This window comes from Mycobacterium yunnanensis, assembly GCF_025823185.1.
GTDB classification, from domain to species: domain Bacteria; phylum Actinomycetota; class Actinomycetes; order Mycobacteriales; family Mycobacteriaceae; genus Mycobacterium; species Mycobacterium yunnanensis.
Genome location: NZ_JACKVK010000013.1, coordinates 123010 through 143907 on the forward strand (window position 1 = coordinate 123010; position 20898 = coordinate 143907).

Here is a 20898-nt window from a genome sequence, read left to right on the forward strand (position 1 = left end):
GCTTGCGCGAAGAGCAGAGTGGTCCGATGAGCGCTCGCGCGAAGAGCAGAGTGGTCCGATGAGCGACGCGGCGATCGGCCGGGTGGACGAGATTCCGGTCGGCGAGGGTCGCACGTTCGCCGTCGGCGGCGAACAGATCGCCGTGTTCCGCAAGCGGGACGGCACCCTGCGGGCCTTGGGTGCGGTGTGCCCGCACCGCGGCGGGCCCCTGGCCGACGGTCTCACCGACGACGAGGCCGTGGTGTGCCCGTTGCACGGCCGGACCTATTCACTCGACAGCGGCGCCGAGGTGACCGGCGCCGGACCTGGCGTCTGCTCGCACCCCGTGGACGTCGACGACGAGGGATCGATCCGGCTGACCGTCGAATGTCCTTGAGCGGTCACATCTTCGCGTGCCGGGCCCGCACGAAGCCGTAGGCCCCGTAGGCAGCCAACCCGACGGCGGCGAGCAACAGCAGGAACTTGCCGAACGGCGCCGCGCCGAGCGTCTTGACCGCGGCGTCGACCCCCGAGGCCTTGGCCGGATCGGAGGTGAAGGTTGCGACGACGACGAGGATGCCCGCCCCCGCCAAGACGAGGCCCTTGGCCACGTACCCGATGATGCCCACCCAGGTGACCCCGGTGCCCCCCGACACGTCGAGGTCCTTGAAGAACTTCTTGGTGACGCCCTTGTAGACGTGGTAGCCGCCCACGCCGATGATGACGAGGGCGACGATGACCAAGATTGCCTTGCCCCAACCGGATTGCATCATCGTGGCGCTCAGGCCGGCATTCTGTTGACCGCTGGACTTGCCGCTGCCCACCGCGAACTTGCCCGCGGAGAAGGCGAGCGAGAGGTACACCACCCCGACGGCTGCGGACTTCACGCGATGCTTGGCGTCGTCTGCCAGGAACGTCTCGACGAGGTACCACACCCCGAGCGCCGCCAACACGACTGCGGCCACCCACAACATCACGGCACCGCCGGGTTGGGCGGCCAGGGTGGCCAGGGCGCCGGACTGGTCGGCGTTGCCGCCGGACCCCAGCGCCAGGCGCGCGACGATGAATGCGATCAACAGGTGCAGCAGACCGCTGACGGCGAAGCCGGCCCGTGCGGCGCGTTCGAACCAGACGTTGTCGTGGGCGGTGTGGGCCGCCGACCGGGTGTCGACCATGGCCGGGGTGTACCCCGGGCTTCGGGGACCCAACCCAACAATTGACGGCGATGTAGACGCCGATGGGCCCCTCCGCGCGGAGGGGCCCATCGCCGTCTGTCTGCTGCTACGCCCTAGCTCTCGCCGCCCGAGGAGGCACCGGCCTTGGACTCGCTGCCACCGGAGGCAGCCGAGGCACCGGACTTGGCCTCGCTTCCGGCTGCGGATGATCCGCCGCCTTCGCTGCCACCGGCGTTGGAGCTGGCAGCCTTCGTCGTGGGCTCGGACTTGTTGCCGCCCGTCGTCGGGTCGGCCTTGGTGTCCTTGGTGTTGCCCTTCGTGTCCTTGGCGTCCGTGGAATCCGTGGCGTCCTTCGACGCCGTGGAATCCTTGGTGTCCTTGGTGTCCTTGGTCTCGGACGACGTGCCGCCAGTGGACTTGGAGGCGTCGGTCGCGGTGGAATCCGCCGCGGCGGTGCCGGATTCGTCCGGGCCAGCCGTGATGGCGGCGGGCTCGGTCTTGTCCAAGGTGACCAGGTTCGTCCGCGAGCTGCGGGCGAGGGTCGTGACGTCGGTCGGGCTGTTGTCCACCGCGGCGGTGGACGGTCCCGTGATGATTCCGACGGCGGTGCCGACGGCGTCGTTCAACGTGTTGCCGACCTGGCCGACCGTCTGCACCACGGTGTTGCCTGCCCCGCCGACCCCGTTGATGACCTGGTTGCCTGCCTCACCGAAGCCGGCCTGCGCGATGTTGCCTGCCAGCCCAGCCCCGAGAAGCCCGATGTTGCCGGCGTTCCCGACACCCTGCAGCGAGAGGTTGACCGCCGTGCCCACGGTGGTGATGGCCGTCTGGATGGCGGCGCCGTAGCTGGCCGGGTTCAACGGATTGGCCAGGATCGACCCCAGTGCGGCGCCCCCGCCGGCGAGTAGCGTGTTGCCGACGGCGCCGATCGTCTGGATCGCCGTGTTGCCAAGCGCGCCAATGGTTGCCAGGCCGATGAGGCCCAGTCCGCCGATCGTCGCCACGGTGGTGATGCCAGCGCCGCCGAGCCCGGTGAGGAGCTGGTTGCCCGCGGTGCCGAAGCCCACGATCCCCTGTGTGATCGCCGTACCGGTGCCTTGGAGCAGCACGCCGACGGCCGAGCCGATGTCACCCGGTGTAAGGGCTTGCACGGAGACGTCACCCGGCGCCGCCAGCGCTGCGAACTGGACGTCGTTCGCCGCCGGCGCCACGGGCTGCCCGGTGATGAGGCCGAACGCGGTCCCCAATGCGGTGCCGAGAGTGCCCACCACGCTGCCGGTGGTGGCGATGATGGTGTTTCCGATTCCACCGGCGCTCGCGACCAGACCGTTGCCGATGGTCCCGATGGTGCCGATCGTGGCCGCCCCGGCGTTGCCGAGGGTCGAGACCAGCGTGGTGCCGGCCAGGCCGAGGGTGCCAAGGAACGCCCCGCCGGTGGCGCCCAAGCCGGTCACCAGGAGGTTGCCGGTGACGCCCGTGCCGACCAGACCGACGTTGACCGCGGCGCCGACGCCGCTGACCAGCGTGTTGAGCGCGCTCGCGTAGCTGGCCGGGTTGAGCGGGTTCGACAGGATCGTGCCCAGGGCGCCGAACAACGTGCCCGACAGCGCGTTGCCGACGCCGCCAATCGTCTGAATCGCCGCGTTGCCAACGTTTCCGACGGTGTTGACGAACGCGTTGCCGGTGGCGCCGAGACCCGCAACGGTCTGCACGCCCGCCGCGCCCAACCCACCGAGGAGGCCGATGCCCACTCCACCGAACCCGGCGAGCGCCTGCGTCCCCGCGCCGCCGAGACCGCCCACGAGTTGAGTGCCGACCGATCCGACGCCCAGGAACGCGTCGTTGATGGCGGTCGCAGCGCCTGCCGCGAGGACGCCGATCGCGGCCAGCACGTCACCGGGGGCCAACGCCGCGAGCGCGGTGAGAGCGGCACCGCCGGTGAGTTCGTTTCCGATCGCGCCGATGGTCTGGAGCGTGATGTTGCCGACCGCGCCGAGGGTCGCGAGGGCCTGCTGACCGGCTACGCCCAGGCCGGCGATACCACCGGTGATGGCGGCCCCGCCGCCCGTCAACAGAAGCGCCAGCGCGGCCGGGTAGGCCGCCGGGTTGAGCGGGTTCGACGCGATCGCCGCGAGTGCGCCGACCCCCGTGGCGCTCAGTGCGTTGCCAAAGTTTCCGGCCGTCGCGATCACCGTGTTCCCGATGCCGCCGATCCCCGTGATCGCCGCATTGCCGGCAGCGCCGACCCCGCCGATCAGATCGGTCAGGGCGGAGGCCAGTCCGGTCGGCGTGTACTCCGCGTAGACGGACGAAATCTGCTCGGGCTTGAGGCTCAAATTCGGTGCAGGCGGGGTGATCGGGCTCAACGCGATGGCGGTTGCTCCCACCAGCGCAATGCCGGCCGAGACGGGTGAACGGAGAGCAAGTTGCATGACAACCCCCTGATTAGGAATGTGGCGCGATCAGCAAAAGTTACAGCACGGAAAAGTGGTTCACCAGACATTTGCAAACAGAACTTTTGCCTGCTTTCGAGGCCGTCGCCGACGTTTGCTACAAGATCACATTTCGTTGCTTGCCAGAATTGCGTCGCCCGGCTCGAGACTCGCCATTCAATGGCATTGGATCACCCCGTGAAGGACCCGACGTCGACCGTCACGATGCGACGTCTGCGCCTGCCGTCACGTCGCCAGACCGATGATGTCGGTGAATCGTCGCAGGCGTAGAAACCCATGCCTGTGCGTGCTTCTTTGCTCGCCGACGTCCGGTTTGGCCGCCGGACGGCTGGTCAGCAGCGGCGCGGCGCTCGTCGCGCCGCGAGCCTCGGGGACGCCTCCGCCACGAACATTGTTCGCTACTCCTGCGTTCGACGGCGTCTCCGAGGATCCGCCGCTCGAGGCAGGACGGCGTGTCGCGCTGCGGCGTGCCGCCTTCGCTGCGGCGCGTCCGCGGCGCGGCGCACCCCCGGTGGCGGCCAGGCGTCGACGAAAGCGGTTCTCACCGGCGGCGACGATCCCATTGTGCGCCGTCGTCAGCGCCATTCGACGTCTGTTTGGCAGCGCGCCACACGGGTAGTACGAATTTCCCTCTCGTAGTCCTTCTGGCCGTAACCGGTGTGGTCATGACGCCCATCGGGTGATTTGCGCGCGACCGAACCGTTATTGGCTTTCCACCGAACTGCATTTTCGCCACCGAATCGTCGACCGCCCGAGGGCAAATTTCTCGACACGCGTCAGACGATCGTCGTCGGGAATGCCGAGCCCCGACCCACGCGGCTTCGCGGGGGCCCCGTAGGGACGTTGCCCGATGCCCGACGTCACTCCGAGGGTTTGACGGCGAGCACCGGCTTTTGGCATTCCAGGATCAGCTGCTGCGAGACACTGCCCAACAGCAGCTTTCCCACCGGATTGCGATGCCTGATTCCGATGACCAACAGCTCGGCGTCGGGACGGTCCATGACCGCGAGGAGCTCGTCGACCGGGTCGACGCCGACGGGCTGGGTCAGCTCGTAGGCCAACCCGCTGCGCTTGAGCCTGTCCTCGACGTCGTGCACCTCCGGCGCCCCGGCGAAGGACGGGTCGACGTACGCGTCGCCCTTGGTCGAGTTGACCACCAGCAGACCCGTCCCCCGCACCGACGCCTCGGTCATGGCGTGCTCCAGGGCGGCCTGCCCGTACTGGTCCGCGGTGTATCCGACGACGATCATTTCGACTGCGCCTTCTCTCGTTGATCCTTGTCGTCCTCGACCAAGAGCAGCGTCTCCTCGCTGCGATGCATCAGCTTGAGCACCAGCGGCGCCAGCAGAAGCAGCACCATGCAGACGTAGACGCCGATCGCCACCGGCTCGGTGAACAAGCTGCCCCATTCACCACCGCCGAGCTGCAGGCTCTGCCGCAGTTGACGTTCGATGCGCGGTCCGAGGATGACGCCGATGATCAAGGGCAGCACCGGCAGGCCGAAACGCCGCATCATCAGCCCGAGCAGACCGAAGACCAGCAGCAGCACCAGGTCGAGCGGCTGGATGTTGACGGCGAAGGCACCGAGTGTCGCGAAGAACAGGATGCCCGCGTAGAGGTATGGCCGCGGGGTGCGCAACAGCTTGGCCCACACCGGCGCCAGCGGCAGGTTGAGCACCAGCAGCAGGAAGTTGCCGATGAACAAGCTCGCGATCAACGTCCAGATCAGCAGCGGCTCCTTGTCGAACAAGGTTGGGCCGGGCTGGATCCCGTAGGACACGAACGCCGTCAGCATGACCGCGGCCGTGGCGTTGGTCGGCAAGCCCAGCGAGAGCATCGGCACCAGAGTGCCTGCCGCCGAGGCGTTGTTGGCCGCCTCCGGACCGGCCACGCCCTCGATGGCGCCCTTGCCGAACTCCTCGGGGTGCTTGGAGAGCTTCTTCTCGGTGATGTAGGACAGGAACGTCGGCAGCTCGGCACCGCCGGCGGGCAGCGCGCCGAACGGGAAACCGAAGGCCGTGCCGCGCAGCCACGGCTTCCACGACCGCTTCCAGTCGCTCTTGCCCATCCACGGCCGTCCGACGGGAATGACCTCCGCGGGCTTCTGCCGCAGATGCGCGGCGACCCAGAGCGCCTCGCCGAGGGCGAAGATCGCCACCGCGATGACCACGATGTCGATGCCGTCGGAGAGCTGCGGCAGGCCGAACGTCGCCCGGGCCTGACCGGTCAGCGAGTCGATGCCCACCAGCCCGATCGCCAACCCGAGGAACAGCGAGATGCCGCCGCGCAGCTTCGACGAGCCCAGCACCGCCGTCACCGCGACCAAGGCGAACAACATGATGGCCAGATACGACGGTGCGCCGAGGGTGACGGCGAACCGCGAGATCATCGGAGCGAAGAGCGCCAGCAGGAGCGTGCCGATGGTGCCTGCGACGAACGACCCGATGGCGGCCGTCGCCAAGGCCTGCGCGGCTCGGCCCGCCTTGGCCATCTTGTTGCCCTCGATCGCGGTGATCACCGAGGACGACTCGCCGGGAGTGTTGAGCAGGATCGAGGTCGTCGACCCGCCGTACATGCCGCCGTAGAAGATGCCGGCGAACATGATGAACGCCGCACTGGGGCTGACGTTGTAGGTGATGGGCAGCAGCAGGGCCACCGTCATCGCCGGGCCGATGCCGGGCAGTACCCCGACGGCCGTTCCCAGCAGCACGCCGATGCAGGCGTACAGCAGGTTCATCGGGGTGGCCGCTTGCTCGAACCCCTGCAGCAGCCAGTCCAAGTTCGCCAACATCAGAGGATCCCATCCAAAATGCCTGCGGGCAGCGGGATTCCGAGCCCTGAGTAGAACGCGTAGAAGCTGACGACGCCGAGCACGGCGCCGATGACGAGGTTTCGCACGTAGTGCTTGCTGCCGAGGACCGTGGCCGACGCGGCGAACATCAGCGCGCTGGTGATGGTCCAGCCCAGCGGGAGGACGAGCAGGATCGTGGCCACGAAGATGGCCACCAGCAGGCCGACGGTGCGCCAGTCACTTGGCCGATCGGGGTCGATGTCCTCCCCCGCGTCGGCCTCGCCGCGGGATCCGCGGGGAATCGCGATGGCAAGGATGACCGCCAACAGCACCAGACCGGCCCCGACGACCATCGGGAAGAGCCGCGGCCCCACGGGGTCGACCTTCGCGAAGCCGCCGGGCAGGTTCAGCGCGTCGTAGAAGAGGAAGGCGCCGACGGCCACCAGCACCGCGCACACCAGGTACTGCGCCCGGTCGACGGTCGGTGCCACAGGCTCGGTGATCGGCTCGGATCCCTGGGTGGGTTCGTCGGTCGGCGCGGTCATACCAGCCCCAGCTCGGTCAGCGTCGTGGAGACGCGTTGGTCCTGATCCTTGAGGAACTGTTCGAACGGCGCGCCGGTCATGAACGCGTCAGTCCAGCCGTTCTTCACCAGGGCCTCCTTCCAAGCGTCGGTGGCGTGCATGTCTTCGAGCGACTTCACCAGCACCTGCTTGGACTCCTCGGAGATGTCCGGTGGTGCCAGGACGCCGCGCCAGTTGGTGAAGGTGAGGTCGATACCGGCTTCCTTCAGCGTCGGAGCGTCGACTCCCTCGACGCGCTTCTCCCCCGACACCGCCAGGACGCGAACCTGACCCGCCTCGATCTGGTCGACGTATTCACCGAGACCCGAGGTGCCCGCGGCGATCTTGCCGCCGAGCAGAGCGGTCAGCAGGTCGCCGCCGCCGTCGTAGGAGACGTAGTTGACCTTCGTGGGATCGACTCCCGCGGCGCGGGCAGTCTCCATCGGGAAGAGGTGGTCGGGTCCGCCCGGGGAGGAGCCGCCGCCGACGGTGACCTTCGCCGGATCGGCCTTCCACGCGGTGACGAAGTCGTTGACCGTCCGGAACGGCGAGTTGGCGGGCACGAGGATGCCCTCTTGCTCCTCGATCATCTTGGCCAGGGGGGTCGCGTTGGTGACCAGCGCGTTGGACCCGTTGGTGTAGACCGCGCCGACGACGCCGAGGCCCATCATCATCATGAGGTCGCCGTTGCCCTTCTCGTTCATGAGCCGGGCCATGGCCACAGTGCCGCCGGCACCGATGACGTTGAACACCTCGACGCGACCGGTGATGTCGTCGTCCTCCATGACCTTCACCGCGGTGCGCGCGGTCAGGTCGTACCCGCCGCCGGGGCTGTTGGGCACCATCATCCGCAGCCGGTGCAGGCCGGAGTCGTCATTGCCACGCGTCACCCCGCAGCCGGTCGCGAACGCAGCGGCGAGCGCGAGGCTGATCAGGAACGCCAGGGTGCGCGTGGTTCTGGGTGGTCGTGCTCTCATAGGGTCGTCCCAATTCGCTTGAGTGTGATGCTGAGCAATACTGGACCGCGAGGTGACACAGGTCACTCTTACGAACGCAAAGGAAGTTGTGGTCGTTGCGATCACCCGAGGAATGGACGCGTCGGGCGTGGCCGGTGCGCGGCGGCGGGGCCACCCGTGGCACCCGTAGCCTCGCCGGCCAGTTCCTCGTCTTCCAGCTCGTCGTGATCGCCATCGTCCTGGTCGCCGTCGCCGCGGTGTCGGTCACCCAGTCCACCGACGAGTTCCGAGACGTCCGCGGCCAGCGGATGATCGCCGTCGCGGAGAACCTGGCGTCGACGCCGATCGTCCGCGAGCGGTTCGCCGACCCGTTCGCCGCGCAGATCCTGGCCCCCGACGTCGATCGGGCCGTGGCGCTCTCGGGCGCCGAGCTCGCCGAGATCGTCGACCCCACGGGCACCGTCCGCGTCTCGACCGACCCGTCGCGCGTCGGACGGCGCCTGGACCTCTCCGGCAGCGGCGCCGCCCACGGCCGGGCCTGGTTCGGCGACCTCGACGTCGACGGCGTGCACAGCCTGGCCGGCCAAGTCCCGATCAACGACGTCGACGGTGTGGTGCTGGCCGTGGTGTCGGTCTCCGAGCGCTACCCCTCGGCATGGCGACTCCTCGGCGGCGCCGGCGAGCGGCTGCTGGTCTACCTCGGGCTCGGTGCGGCATTGGGCGCGATGGCGTCGTGGCTGTTGTCGCGCCGCATCAAGCGGCAGACCCGAGGCTTGGAGATCGCCGAGATCGCCGGCCTGGCCGAGCATCGAGAAGCGTTGCTGCACAGCATCAGAGAGGGCGTGGTCGCCGTCGACGACGACGGGGTCGTCACGGTGCTCAACGACAGCGCGCAGGCGCTGCTGGACCTCACCGACGACGCCGTGGGACGCCGGGTCGACGAGATCGACCTCGACCCGGCCGTCGCCGAGTTCCTCCTGGCCGGAGGGGACGGGCGGGCCGCCCAATCCGACGTCGTCATCGTGACCCGCACCCGGGTGCTGGCGCTCAACCGGCGCTCGGCGACCAGCCAGGGCAGGCGGATCGGCACGGTCACCACCATGCGCGACAGCACCGAGTTGGCGTCCATGCAGGGTCAGTTGTCCTCGCACAAGAGCGTGACCGACACCCTGCGCGCCCAGACCCACGAATTCGCCAATCAGTTGCACACCATCTCGGGGCTGGTCCAGCTCGGCGAATACGATTCCGTGCACGACTTCGTCGGGGCGCTGACCCGCCGGCGCGCCGAGATCAGCGACACCGTCACCCAGTTGGTCGCCGACCCAGCCGTCGCCGCGCTGCTGATCGCCAAGACCTCCCTGGCCGCCGAGAGCGGCGTCGCGCTTGTCATCGATCCCGACTCCCATCTCTCGGCACTCGATCCCGCGCTCTCGACCGACGTCATCACCCTGCTGGGTAACCTGATCGACAACGCCGTCGACGTCTCCGAGGGGTCCGACGCCGGGCGGGTGACCGTCCGCCTCGACGACGCCGAAGGGATGACCGTGTCCGTCACCGACTCGGGACCCGGTGTGCCCGCACATCTTCGGGAGGAGATCTTCGCCAGGGGCGTCACCTCCAAACCAGAGGTGCCCGGGGGACGTGGAATCGGTCTGGCTCTGGTCCGCCTGGTCAGCGCCCAACTCGGCGGCACGGTCGAGGTCACCGACGCGCCCGGGGGCGGGGCGTGCTTCTCGGTCAGCCTTCCACCGGCCCGGTTGGCCCAGCATGCGTGAGGTCCTCGTCGTCGACGACGACTTCATGGTCGCCGAGATCCACCGCAAGTTCGTCGACCGCGTCGACGGGTTCACCACGGTCGGCGCTGCCCGCACCGGCTCGGAGGCCCTGGAGATGGCGGCCGCGCTACACCCCGACCTCATCCTGCTCGACGTGTACCTGCCCGACATGACGGGACTGGAGGTCCTCAAACGACTGCGCGCGGCCGGCGACCCCGTCGGCGTCATTATGATCACCGCGGCCCGTGAACTGGACACCGTCGGCGGGGCGCTCGACGGCGGCGCGGCCGACTACCTGATCAAACCGTTCGAGTTCCCCCAGCTGCGAGCCAAGTTGGAGGCCTTCGCCGCGCGCGCCGAGGCGCTGTCGTCGGCCGCCGGGGCCGACCAGTCCCTGATCGACTCCCTCTTCGGCCGCCAGGGCGGCGCGACGGCCGTCGCCGACGACGCGTTGCCCAAGGGTCTCGGCGCGGTCACCGGGCAGCTGGTGCTCGACGCCGTGCGGGCCGCCGGCGAGGTGTCCTCGGCGGAATGCGCTGAGCTGGTGGGTATTTCGAGAGTCAGCGCGCGCCGCTACCTCGAGCACTTCCTCGGCGTCGGCGCCGTCGAGCTGCGCCTGCAGTACGGGGCGGGCAGGCCCGAGCGCCGCTATCGGGCGAACCACGCAGAATAGGACCATGGACGCAGTAGTCGAGCAATCCCGGATCGGCGCCCTTCGCGACGCCGAGCGCAAGGCCGTCACCCTCTTCGACGAGGTGGTTGCACGCCGCCTGATCGTTCCCGGCGTCGGCGAACGCGAGCTGAGCGACCAGATCCGCGCCCTGGCCGACGAGCTCTTCGGCATCACGAAGTTCTGGCACAAGCGCATCGTGCGCGCCGGAGCCAACACCGTCGAGCCCTACGCCGAGAACCCACCGGACCGCGTCGTCGCAGCCGACGACATCGTCTTCCTCGACTTCGGCCCCATCTTCGCCGACTGGGAGGCCGACTTCGGGCGCACCTACGTCCTGGGCGACGATCCCGTCAAACATCGGCTCGCCGCTGACCTTCCGCGCATCTGGGACGCCGGCCGCGCGTACTTCGACGCCCACCCGGCCGTCACCGGGGCGCAGCTCTTCGACCACGTCCGGGGGCTGATTCACGACGCCGGCTGGGACCACGTCGGCGAGCACGTGGGGCATCTGGTCGGCGAATTCCCACACGAACGCATCAGCGGCGACGCCATGGCGAGTTACATCGCCGCGCCGAACACGAACCCCATGCGCCGCGTCGACCCCTCGGGACGGGATTGTCACTGGATCCTCGAAGTGCACCTCGTCGACCGCGAGGGTGGCTTCGGTGGGTTCTTCGAACAGCTCCTCGACATCCCTTCCTGACGGAGCTGCCCGTATCCTCTAGCGGTGGCCAAGACGGTGCTGTTCCTCTACAACGATCCCACTGCGCCGGAGGCGATGCTGGGCGACGCGTTCACCGAATGTGGTTACGACGTGGCGACTTTCGAGGTGGTGACCGCCGCGCAGGCCCACGATCCGGCCGTCGAGGTGCCCATGCCGGATCCCCTCGCCTACGACGTGGTGGTACCCCTGGGCTCGCGGTGGGGCGTGAACGACGCGTTCCCGTGGATGGCGGCGGAGGCCGCCATGGTGCGCGAGGCACACGCGGCCGCCGTTCCGATGCTCGGCGTGTGCTTCGGCGGCCAGCTCATCGCCCACGCCCTCGGCGGGTCGGTCGCCCGCTCCCCGGCACCGGAAGTGGGCTGGTTCGACGTCGACGCGTCCCGCACCGAGTTGGTGCCGGGCGGACCGTGGTTCGAGTGGCACTTCGACCGGTTCACCGTGCCGCCGGGCGCGGTGGAGATCGCCAGGAACGCCAGCGCCTCCCAGGCCTTCGTCACGGGTACCACCATGGGCCTGCAGTTCCACCCGGAGGTGGACGAGGCGCTGCTGGAGCTGTGGCTGGCCGGGGACGGCGTCACCGAACTCGCGGCGCTGGGACTGGACGCCGACCAGCTGCGCGCCGCGACCCGGTCCGAGCTCGACAGCGCGACCAAGCGGGTGCACGCCCTGGTCAGGGCGTTCGTCGACGGGGTCGCTCAGGCCTGAGCGTGACCCAGCTGGTGGGCCAGCGCGTCGCCGACCTCGGGCTGGCGGAACCGGTGGCCCGCATCCTTGAGCTTCACGGGTAGCACCCGCTGGTTGGCCTCGGCCAGTTCGCGGGCGCCCTGACTCCCAAGCAGCAGCCGCGGACCGAAGGACGGCACCGGCAGCAGGGCCGGGCGGTGCATGGTGCGCGCCAGAGCCGCGGTGTAGTCCACGTTGCGTACCGGATTCGGGGCCACCGCGTTCACCGGCCCGCTGAGCCGATCGTCGTAGATCGCCCGGTAGTAGACGTCCAGCAGGTCGTCGATGCCGATCCAGGACAGCCACTGTTCACCGCTGCCCAACCTGCCGCCAAGACCGGTGGCGAACAGCGGACGAAACAGCTTGAGCGTTCCGCCGCGGGCGGCCTGCACGATGCCGGTGCGCACCGCCACGACGCGTCGACCGGCCTCGGTCGCGGGTGCGGTCGCGGCCTCCCAGTCGGCGACCACGTCGGCCAGGAAGCCGTCACCGCGGGAGCTGTCCTCGTCGAGCGGGGTGTCGCCGCGGTCGTAACCGTAGAAGCCGATCGCCGACGCACTGACGAACGTGGCCGGGCCGCCGGGACGGGCGGCGACCTCGGCGAGCTTGCGGGTCGGCTCGATGCGGCTGTCGCGGATGGCGGCGCGATGGGCGTCGGTGAACCGCCCGGCGATCGACGTGCCGGCCAGGTGCACCACCGCATCGGTGCCCGCCAGGAGGTCGGCCGCGGGCGCGTCGGGATCCCACTGGCGCTCGTCGGCGCCGGTCGGGGCGTGGCGGACCAGCCGGATCACGCGGTGACCGCCGCTGGTGAGCAGCGCCGTCAACGCCGAACCGACCAGACCCGACGCCCCCGTCACCGCGACGGTGACGCGTGTCAGCCCCGCGTTGGCGGCGTCGCGGTGCGCGTCGAGGTCGTCGGCCAGTTGCCGATGGCGGTAGACGAAGGTCGGGCGCAGGGCGGCCGCGGGGATCGGTGCCTCGACGCGGTCGTGCACCCGGGTGCAATCCGCCCCCTCAGCGCTGAAATCGTGCGTGTGGCGCCATCTTCCGATCAACCGCGGCGGCCACGACATGATCCCGTCGGAGGACAACTCGTCGACGAAGCGGTGCGGCGGATCGTAGTCGGCACCCTCGTGCTGCGCGACCCACCGCAGGCCGGCGGGCAGGCCGAGCACGGCGCGACCGTCGGCCACCGACGTCGTCTCGGCGACCACCGTCATCGGCTGCCACGGCGGTACGAGCCGCGGCATCGCACCCGGGCGGGTGTGCCACGCGAAGACCTCGTCCAACGGATGGTCGACCACGCTCTCGAACTCGATGCCCACGACATCCATTCGTAGCGGTCCGACCGGCGGATGGCCAGGCGTACGCAGGATTGGCCCCGAAGGCTCAGTCGCGCTTGGCTTCCGGGGCGTCCTCGGTGGTGACGTCGGCGTCGTGACTTTCGGCGCCGACGGTGGACGGCTCCGGCTCCGGCTCGGACTCGGAACCGGTCGGCTCTGCGGGCTCCTCGACTGACGCCGCGCGCCCCTCGAGGGGTTCCTCCGGGTAGTCCTCCGCAGCCTCGGGATCGGAGACGGCCGGCATCACGGTCGTCGCTTCGTCGCCGTCGTCTCCGTGGGTGTCGGTCGCCTCGGTACCCCGCGACCGCTCGCGAAGCGCGTCGACGATGAGCAGCAGCACGCCGATGACGCTGGCCCCGATGCACACCCAGGCGATCAGCTCATTGCTGGTCACCACGGCGGTCACCAGCGCGGCAAGGCCGATGACGGCAAGGACTAGCGCAACGATCAGCATCAATCAGCCGATCAGTTGTTGCCCCGGTTGAACTGGTTGAATCCGCCGCCGTCGTTGTTGGCGGTCGAGTCCACCGGCGCCGCGGAGCCGCGCTGGCCCAGCTCTTCGAGCTGCGACTCGAGATAGGTCTTCAGACGCGTCCGGTATTCACGCTCGAAGGTGCGCAGCTGCTCGAGCCGACCTTCCAGCACGGTGCGCTGCTGGTTGATGGTGCCCATGATCTCGGTGTGCTTGCGCTCGGCGTCGGCCTGAAGCGCGTCGGCCTTCTCCTGCGCCTGGCGGAGCTGCGCCTCCGAACGGGTCTGCGCATCCGACAACAGCGCCTCGGCCCTGGCCTTGGCTTCGGAGACCGTGGTCTCGGCGGTCGAGCGGGCCTCGTTGACCATGGCGTCGGCCTGCGCCCGCGCGTCGGCGAGCATCTTGTCCGACTCGGCCTTCGCGGTGCCGGTCAGACGGTCGGCGGTGTCCTGGGCCAAGCCGAGGATCTTCGCCGCCTTGATGTGCGAATCTTCGCTGACCGGCGCGGCGGCGACCGGCTGCGGCGCCTCGTAGGCGGGCTGCGGCGGCGCAACGGGCTCCGGCTCGGGCTCGGGCTGCTGGTACTGCGGGATCGACTGCGTGGCTTGAACGCCACTGCCGGCGCGCACGCTGGAAAGCTCCTGGTCGAGCTCGGCGACCCGCTGGCGCAGGTCCGCATTCTCCTCGATGAGGCGCGTCAGTTCGTTCTCGACGAGATCGAGGAAGGCGTCGACCTCATCCTCGTTGTATCCGCGCTTGCCGATCGGCGGCTTGCTGAACGCGACGTTATGGACGTCGGCTGGTGTAAGCGGCATCGTCTGCCCCCTTGAGGTCTCGACCGTCAACCGGTGTCATGTGAAAGCCATGCTGGAAGTAACTGGCGTCCATCCTGTCACAGTAGACCCGGCGGTTGCGGTTGAGGTCCAGTTTAAGAGCCAATTTTACTGTTCACGGGGCCTTCCGCGGGCTCGTGCGCTACTGGCTCCAGGCCAATTCCATTCCGATGAACGCTGCCAGCAGCAGAACCATGATCGACAGGTCGAAACGCACCGCACCTATCGTGAGCTGCGGAATGATGCGGCGAAGCAACTTCACCGGCGGGTCGGTGAGCGTCATGATGACCTCGAGCACCACGACCATGAAGCCCCGCGGACGCCAGTCCCTGGCGAACGAGCGGATGAACTCGACGACCACCCGTGCGATCAACAGGAGCCAGAACGCAAACAGCACGAAGCCCAGGATCGAAAAGAACAGGGACAACTGCGCGACCTCACTCCAGGCGATGGTGACATTGGGTAGTGCCAGACCACGGGTCGAAGGAGGACCCGATGTAGGACCAGCGTACCCAGGCCGTCACTGGTAGGCGTAGAAGCCGGCCTCCGCGATGCGCTTGCGTTCGTCGGCGGTGACGTCGACGTCGGCCGGGGACAGGAGGAACACCTTCGTGGCGACCTTGTCGAACGAGCCGCGCAGGGCGAAGGCCAGGCCCGCGGCGAAGTCGACCAGACGCTTGGCGTCGGCGTTGTCCATCGAGACCAAGTCCATGATGACGGGGGTTCCGTCGCGGAAGCGCTCGCCGATCGTGCGGGCCTCGCTGTAGTCCTTGGGGCGCAGCGTGGTGATCTTGGCCAGCGGGCTGCCAGCCTCGAACAGTTCCGCCATCCGGCGCGGCTCCATGGCGACGGCGCCACGGGTCGCCCCGTGCAGGGTGTTGAACCGCGGCCGCTCGAATTCGCGCCGACCCCGGAAGGCGGGCTCGTCCATGTACCCACCGCGGTAACCCGCTGGCGCACCGGCCATTTCGCGCTCGAACTCACGCGGGCTCGGACGGTCCATCCGGTCGTCGTAGCCGCGGCTCTCGCCGGGACGGGCCTCGTATCCGCGGCCCTCGTCCTCGAAGCGGTCCTCCCGGGCGCGACGCGGGTAGGCGGCGCGCGACGTGCGGTCGTCGTCGTCGTAGTACTCGTCGTCGTAATCGTCCATCGGCGCCATACCGAAGTAGGCCTTGACCTTATGCAGTGTGCTCATCGGAGACCCTTCTGATGACGGATACGTGTTGTCTGTGATGAAGATGTGACTGGAGTGACTACTCAGGGTGACGTTAGGGGACGGGGCCCCATAAGTGCGGTACCGACACGCACACACGTAGACCCGTGTTTCACCGCCGTCTCGAGGTCTCCGGACATACCCGCCGACAGACCCAGACGCTGCTGGTAGAAGGCCTGTACCCGATGCAGTTCACTCTCTAAACGCGCGAACGATTCCGCTACGTCGGCGTGTAGCGGGGGGATCGCCATCAGGCCGACGAAGTCCAGCCCGTCGGAGGCGTCGGCCAGGCCGCACAGCTCGTCCACGAGGTCGGGTCGGCCCACGTCGACCCCGCCCCGATCGGGATCTCCGTCCAGGCTCACCTGCAGATAGACCTGCAGCGGCGCCGTCCGGGTGCCTTCGGCCAAGGCCTCGGCAGATGCCCGACCCAGCGCCTCGACCACCGCGGTGCGGTCCACCGAGTGCGCGGCGAAAGCCCAGTTCGCCACCGCGCGGGCCTTCTTGCGCTGGATGCTGCCGATCATGTGCCAGCGCAACGGCGGCATCCGCTCCCCGACCGCCAGTTCCGCAACCTCGGCAATCTTGCGGGACGCCTCCTGCTCCCGCGATTCGCCGAAGGCGTCGCACCCGAGCCGCACCAATTCCACGACGTCGGAGGTGGGAAAGAACTTCGTCACCGGGAGCAGTTCGACGTCGACGACGTCGCGACCCGCCGCGGCGGCGGCGGCCTCGACCCGCTTGCGCAGGGCGGCAAGGGATTCGGCGAGATTGGCGGCGCGCGTCGAGGTCATTCCATCCACACCAGGGAGGCCAGGCGCCCGGTCGGAGCGCCTCGGCGATGACTGAACAGGTTCGGATCCGCCACGGTGCAGCGCGGGTCGACGGCCACCTTGGTGACGCCGAGCCCGGCCAGTTGCCGGGCGAGGCCGGCCCGCAGATCCAGGCCGGCGGTCCCGCGGGCGGTGGCGGTACGGCTGCCGGGCAGTGCCGCCTCGACGTCGACGGCCATGTCGTCGGGCACCTCGTAGTTGCGGCCGCTGACCGCCGGACCGAGGAGCACGGAGATGTCCTCTACGTGGGCCCCGCGCGAGAGCATCGCCTCCACCGCCCTGGCCACGACGCCCGCCTTGGCACCGGCCCGGCCCGCGTGGACGGCCGCGACGACCCCGGCGCGCGGGTCCGACGCCAGGACCGGAACGCAGTCGGCGGTCACCACCGCCAAGGCCAACCCGGGCCGGGTGGTCACCAGCCCGTCGGCGTCGTCGACCGCGCCCTCGACCGGTCCGTCCACCGCGACGACGCGGTCGCCGTGCACCTGGTTCATCCAGACGATGCCGTCGGGGCCAAGCCCGATCGTCGCGGCGAGCCTGGCTCGGTTCGCCGCCACCGCGGCCGGATCGTCACCGACGTGATCGCCGAGGTTGAACGAGTCGAACGGCGCGACCGAGGCGCCGCCGGCCCTCGTCGTGGTCACACATCTGATGCGTCGAGTCACGCCAACCAGTATCCCGGCCGTCGGGAAGTCGCCCGGTCAGTGACGCATGAAGGGCGGCACGTCGACGTCGTCGTCGTCGTCTCCGCCGCCACCGATGCTGACCGTCGCTCCGTTGGTGTGCACGGGCACGCTCGCCGGATCCGGATCGAACGCCGACGCCGGGCGCAGCTTGCCCGAGGTGCCCGCGGCCACCGACGGACTGCCGAGGCCGGCACCCACGACCGGCTTGCGGCTGGGTCCGGCGGCGTCGAAGCCCGCGGCGATCACGGTCACGCGCACCTCGTCGCCGAGCGAGTCGTCGATCACGGTGCCGAAGATGATGTTGGCCTCGGGGTGCGCGGAGTCCTGCACCAGCGACGCCGCCTCGTTGATCTCGAAGAGGCCGAGGTCGCTGCCGCCGGCGACCGAGAGCAGCACGCCGAGCGCACCTTCCATGGACGCCTCGAGCAACGGCGAGTTGATCGCCATCTCGGCGGCCTTGAGCGCCCGGCCGTCCCCGCGCGCCGACCCGATGCCCATCAGCGCGGTGCCGGCTCCGGACATCACGCCCTTCACGTCGGCGAAGTCGACGTTGATCAGGCCGGGGGTCGTGATCAGGTCGGTGATGCCCTGCACGCCGTTGAGGAGCACCTCGTCGGCGCTGCGGAACGCGTCCATCAGCGAGACCGCGGCGTCGCCCATCTGCAGCAACCGGTCGTTGGGGATCACGATGAGGGTGTCGCAGCTCTCGCGCAGTGCTGCGATGCCCGCCTCGGCCTGGTTGGACCGCCGCTTGCCCTCGAAGGAGAACGGGCGGGTGACGACGCCGACGGTGAGCGCGCCCAGCTTGCGGGCGATCGTGGCGACGACGGGAGCGCCACCGGTGCCGGTGCCGCCGCCTTCGCCCGCGGTCACGAACACCATGTCGGCGCCGCGCAGCAGCTCCTCGATGTCGTCCTTGGCGTCGTCGGCAGCCTTGCGGCCGACCTCGGGGTCGGCGCCGGCGCCGAGGCCACGGGTGGAGTCCCGGCCGACGTCGAGCTTGACGTCGGCGTCACTCATCAACAGCGCTTGCGCGTCGGTGTTGATGGCGATGAACTCGACGCCCTTGAGTCCTTGCTCGATCATCCGGTTGACGGCGTTGACGCCACCGCCACCGATGCCGACCACCTTTATTACTGCGAGATAGTTGTGCGGGGGTGTCATCGGTAGTCTTCCTCCTGGGCCAACCCTCAACCTCAACCATAGGCTTAGAGTTATGTCAAGTAGTTTCGCTCGAACAGAACGGTAGGGCGAGCACGCGAGGTATCGGTGCAGGCGCGCCGCGACACGCCGCGTGATTTTCCACCGCGGGTGACGCGAGACCTACTTGACCGTCGGAAGATCCGGGCTCGACAGGTCGTAGGTGGTCCCCGGCTGGGTCAGCAACGCGCCCAACTTCAGCGCCTTCTCGTCGGTCCGGTCGGTCGTCCCCCAGATCACCTGCCGACCGTCGAACAGGGTCAGCGTGATCGACGCGACCGACGGCGCACCGATCCGACTGACCTGAGAGGCCACCTCCGGCCGCAGCGACGTCAGCACCTGCAGCGCGGCCAATGTCGGAAGGTCCGTGGGGCCCGGGGTGTCGGCATCCAGATACGGCAGCCCCTGCGGCGGCGGCGCGGTGGCGAAGTCGACGCCGTCACGGTCGAACAGGTGCGGTCCGTCCGGATAGTCCTTGACCACCAACGGGATCCGCTCGACGATCGTGATGCGCAGGGTCGACGGGTACTCCCGCTGAACCCGGGCACTGGCGACCCGCCGGATGGTCGCCACGCGGTCGGCCACCGCATCCGTGTCGATCTGCAGCAGCGGCGTGTCCGCCGGAACCGCGGCCGCCTGCTGGACCTCGTCCTGGGACAGCGTGACCAGACCCGTGATCGCCAGGACGCGAGCCGACATGATGGGCGTGAAGTACAGAAGCAGTCCGGCACCCACGACCACGACGCTGATCAGCGCCGACCACATCAGCGCCTTCAATCCCCGAATCAGACCGCGGGCAGCGGGTTTCGGGTCGTCGGCTGGACGTCCGGTGACGCGCCGCTTGGCCTCGCGGCGGGCGTTCTCGATGGCGATCGCGCGCTCCTGGGCGGCCCGGCGCTCCTCGCGCTCGCGCCGGGCCCGGCGCCGGGGCCCCTCGAAGTCCGGTTCGTCGTCGTCGGTCCTGGCGATGACGTCACCCGGCACGGCGGCACCCTCACCGGGGGCCTCGCCCGCGACGCCGCCGGATTCGTCGGCGGCCTCGGGCTCCTCGGTGGGTCCGGTCACGACTGCCGGGCTCCCGGCGCGGCCCGCTGGGTCAGCGCAGCCAGGATCTCGCCTCCGAGCATCGTGACGTCGCCCGCACCCATCGTCACCACCACGTCACCCGGTCTGGCCGCCGCCGCCACCTGACCCGCGACGGCGGAGAAGTCCGCGACGTAACGCACCGGGACGTCGACGTGCTCGGCCACGCTGGCACCGCTGACGCCGGCGATCGGCTGCTCCCGCGCGGCGTACACGTCGAGCACGAACACCTCGTCGGCCAGGCTCAGCGCGTGCCCGAATTCGCGGGCGAAGGTCTGCGTCCGGGAGTACAGGTGGGGTTGGAAGACCGCGATGCAGCGACCCTCGCCCGCCACGGCCTTCAGAGCCTCGAGGTCGACCCGCACCTCGGTCGGGTGATGGGCGTAGACGTCGAACAGCCGCACGCCCGCGGCCGTGCCCACCGACTCGAGACGCCGCCGCACCCCCTCGAAGGCGGCCAACCCGTCGAGCACCGTCTCGACGTCGGCACCCGCCCGAACCGCGGCCAGCAGCGCCGCCAACGCGTTGAGCGCCATGTGGCGCCCCGGCACGGCCAGGCGCATCCCCCTGGGGTGCGACTCACCCGCCAGCTGCACCGACGACACGCTGCCGGTGCCCTGCTGACGCCAATCCACCAGCGCCGCAGCGAGATTCGTCGACCGGTCCGCGCTGCCGTAGCGCAGCACCCGCACCCCGGCGGCCTCGGCACGCTCGCCAAGGGCTGCGGCACCGGGGTCGTCGGCACACACCACCAGTGCACCGCCGGCCCGCAGCCGGGCGACGAACCCGTCGAACACCGCCACATAGGCCTCGACGGTGCCGAAGAAGTCCAGATGGTCGGCCTCGACGTTGGTCACCACCGCGACGTCCGGGGTGTACTCCAGCAGCGAGCCGTCGCTCTCGTCGGCCTCGGCGACGAAGCACTCCCCGCTGCCGTGATGGGCGTTGGTGCCCGCCTCCCCCAAGTCACCGCCGACGGCGAACGACGGATCGAATCCACCGCGCTGCAAGGCCACCACGATCATCGACGTCGTGGTGGTCTTGCCGTGCGTGCCGGTCACCATCACCGTGGTGTAGCCGTCCATCAGCCGCGCCAGGACCGCAGGCCGCAGGATGACGGGGATGCCGCGGCGCCGCGCCTCGACGAGCTCGGGGTTGTCCTTCGGAATCGCCGCATGCGTGCTGACCACCACGGTCGGGCCGCCGGGCAGCACGTCCAGCGACGACGCGTCGTGCCCGATCCGGACCTGGGCACCGCGCGCCCGCAGTGCCACGACCCCGCGTGACTCCTTGGCGTCCGATCCCGACACCAGACCGCCACGGTCGAGCAGGATCCGGGCGATGCCGGACATGCCGGCACCCCCGATGCCCACCATGTGCACCCGCTGTAGTTCCGGCGGCAGTTCCCTCGACCTGATCA

21 protein-coding genes are annotated in these 20898 nt (G+C 69.4%); 5 read left to right on the forward strand and 16 right to left on the reverse strand.

Features of this window, described 5'->3' with window-relative positions; genetic code table 11:
- Positions 1–58: 58 nt before the first annotated feature.
- Entirely contained in the window at positions 59–376 is a 318-nt protein-coding gene (locus tag H7K45_RS24230) for a Rieske (2Fe-2S) protein (protein WP_263998605.1), read from the forward strand.
- Positions 377–380: 4 nt separating this feature from the next.
- Here H7K45_RS24230 and H7K45_RS24235 read toward each other — a convergent pair whose 3' ends face one another.
- The 6 genes from H7K45_RS24235 to H7K45_RS24260 form a co-directional block, all read right to left on the reverse strand.
- The gene (locus tag H7K45_RS24235; RefSeq protein ID WP_263998606.1) at positions 381–1154 is read right to left on the reverse strand and encodes a DUF1206 domain-containing protein; all 774 of its coding nucleotides are present in this window, start codon (positions 1152–1154) and stop codon (positions 381–383) included.
- A 113-nt stretch (positions 1155–1267) separates the two neighbouring features.
- The gene (locus H7K45_RS24240) at positions 1268–3586 is read right to left on the reverse strand and encodes a beta strand repeat-containing protein (protein WP_263998607.1); all 2319 of its coding nucleotides are present in this window, start codon (positions 3584–3586) and stop codon (positions 1268–1270) included.
- 881 nt (positions 3587–4467) lie between these two features.
- Entirely contained in the window at positions 4468–4857 is a 390-nt protein-coding gene (locus H7K45_RS24245; RefSeq protein ID WP_263998608.1) for a universal stress protein, read from the reverse strand.
- Positions 4854–6395, reverse strand: coding sequence for a tripartite tricarboxylate transporter permease (locus tag H7K45_RS24250; RefSeq protein WP_263999293.1), 1542 nt, complete (start codon positions 6393–6395; stop codon positions 4854–4856). Before H7K45_RS24250 ends, H7K45_RS24245 begins: the two co-directional genes overlap by 4 nt.
- Positions 6396–6397: 2 nt before the next feature.
- On the reverse strand, positions 6398–6943 hold the full coding sequence (locus H7K45_RS24255; protein WP_263998609.1) for a tripartite tricarboxylate transporter TctB family protein: 546 nt from the start codon (positions 6941–6943) through the stop codon (positions 6398–6400).
- Positions 6940–7938: a Bug family tripartite tricarboxylate transporter substrate binding protein gene (locus H7K45_RS24260; RefSeq protein WP_372512631.1), complete on the reverse strand. Its 999-nt coding sequence runs from the start codon at positions 7936–7938 to the stop codon at positions 6940–6942. The genes H7K45_RS24255 and H7K45_RS24260 overlap by 4 nt, the downstream gene beginning before the upstream one ends.
- 134 nt (positions 7939–8072) lie before the next feature.
- Between H7K45_RS24260 and H7K45_RS24265 the strand changes: the two genes are divergently transcribed.
- The 4 genes from H7K45_RS24265 to H7K45_RS24280 are packed head-to-tail and all read left to right on the forward strand — an operon-like array spanning position 8073 to position 11794.
- Positions 8073–9692 carry a sensor histidine kinase gene (locus tag H7K45_RS24265; RefSeq protein ID WP_263999295.1) on the forward strand — a complete coding sequence of 540 codons (1620 nt, stop codon included), beginning with the start codon at positions 8073–8075 and terminating at the stop codon, positions 9690–9692.
- Positions 9685–10365 carry a response regulator gene (locus H7K45_RS24270; RefSeq protein WP_263998610.1) on the forward strand — a complete coding sequence of 227 codons (681 nt, stop codon included), beginning with the start codon at positions 9685–9687 and terminating at the stop codon, positions 10363–10365. Before H7K45_RS24265 ends, H7K45_RS24270 begins: the two co-directional genes overlap by 8 nt.
- A gap of 4 nt (positions 10366–10369) precedes the next feature.
- Entirely contained in the window at positions 10370–11068 is a 699-nt protein-coding gene (locus tag H7K45_RS24275; RefSeq protein WP_263998611.1) for a M24 family metallopeptidase, read from the forward strand.
- A gap of 24 nt (positions 11069–11092) precedes the next feature.
- Complete coding sequence (locus H7K45_RS24280) at positions 11093–11794, forward strand: type 1 glutamine amidotransferase (protein WP_263998612.1); 702 nt, start codon at positions 11093–11095, stop codon at positions 11792–11794.
- On the opposite strand, the gene H7K45_RS24285 is transcribed toward H7K45_RS24280, so the two are convergent.
- The 10 genes from H7K45_RS24285 to murC all read right to left on the reverse strand — a co-directional run bounded on the left by H7K45_RS24285 (position 11785) and on the right by murC (position 20896).
- On the reverse strand, positions 11785–13140 hold the full coding sequence (locus H7K45_RS24285; protein ID WP_263998613.1) for a TIGR01777 family oxidoreductase: 1356 nt from the start codon (positions 13138–13140) through the stop codon (positions 11785–11787). The two genes, H7K45_RS24280 and H7K45_RS24285, sit on opposite strands and share 10 nt — an antisense overlap.
- Positions 13141–13204: 64 nt before the next feature.
- Positions 13205–13612 carry a hypothetical protein gene (locus H7K45_RS24290; protein WP_263998614.1) on the reverse strand — a complete coding sequence of 136 codons (408 nt, stop codon included), beginning with the start codon at positions 13610–13612 and terminating at the stop codon, positions 13205–13207.
- Between the two features lie 11 nt (positions 13613–13623).
- The gene (gene wag31 / locus H7K45_RS24295; RefSeq protein ID WP_263998616.1) at positions 13624–14445 is read right to left on the reverse strand and encodes a DivIVA-like cell division protein Wag31; all 822 of its coding nucleotides are present in this window, start codon (positions 14443–14445) and stop codon (positions 13624–13626) included.
- Between the two features lie 160 nt (positions 14446–14605).
- A complete protein-coding gene (locus H7K45_RS24300; protein ID WP_263998617.1) occupies positions 14606–14890 on the reverse strand; it encodes a YggT family protein in 285 nt (94 codons plus the stop codon).
- A 93-nt stretch (positions 14891–14983) separates the two neighbouring features.
- A complete protein-coding gene (locus H7K45_RS24305; RefSeq protein ID WP_263998618.1) occupies positions 14984–15658 on the reverse strand; it encodes a cell division protein SepF in 675 nt (224 codons plus the stop codon).
- Between the two features lie 62 nt (positions 15659–15720).
- Entirely contained in the window at positions 15721–16470 is a 750-nt protein-coding gene (locus H7K45_RS24310; RefSeq protein WP_263998619.1) for a YggS family pyridoxal phosphate-dependent enzyme, read from the reverse strand.
- On the reverse strand, positions 16467–17174 hold the full coding sequence (gene pgeF / locus H7K45_RS24315; protein WP_263998621.1) for a peptidoglycan editing factor PgeF: 708 nt from the start codon (positions 17172–17174) through the stop codon (positions 16467–16469). Before pgeF ends, H7K45_RS24310 begins: the two co-directional genes overlap by 4 nt.
- 36 nt (positions 17175–17210) lie before the next feature.
- Positions 17211–18359 carry a cell division protein FtsZ gene (gene ftsZ, locus H7K45_RS24320; protein ID WP_263998622.1) on the reverse strand — a complete coding sequence of 383 codons (1149 nt, stop codon included), beginning with the start codon at positions 18357–18359 and terminating at the stop codon, positions 17211–17213.
- Positions 18360–18518: 159 nt separating this feature from the next.
- Positions 18519–19460, reverse strand: a complete 942-nt coding sequence (locus H7K45_RS24325; protein WP_372512632.1) for a cell division protein FtsQ/DivIB — start codon at positions 19458–19460, stop codon at positions 18519–18521.
- On the reverse strand, positions 19457–20896 hold the full coding sequence (murC, locus tag H7K45_RS24330; RefSeq protein WP_263999297.1) for a UDP-N-acetylmuramate--L-alanine ligase: 1440 nt from the start codon (positions 20894–20896) through the stop codon (positions 19457–19459). Before murC ends, H7K45_RS24325 begins: the two co-directional genes overlap by 4 nt.
- Positions 20897–20898 lie beyond the last annotated feature (2 nt).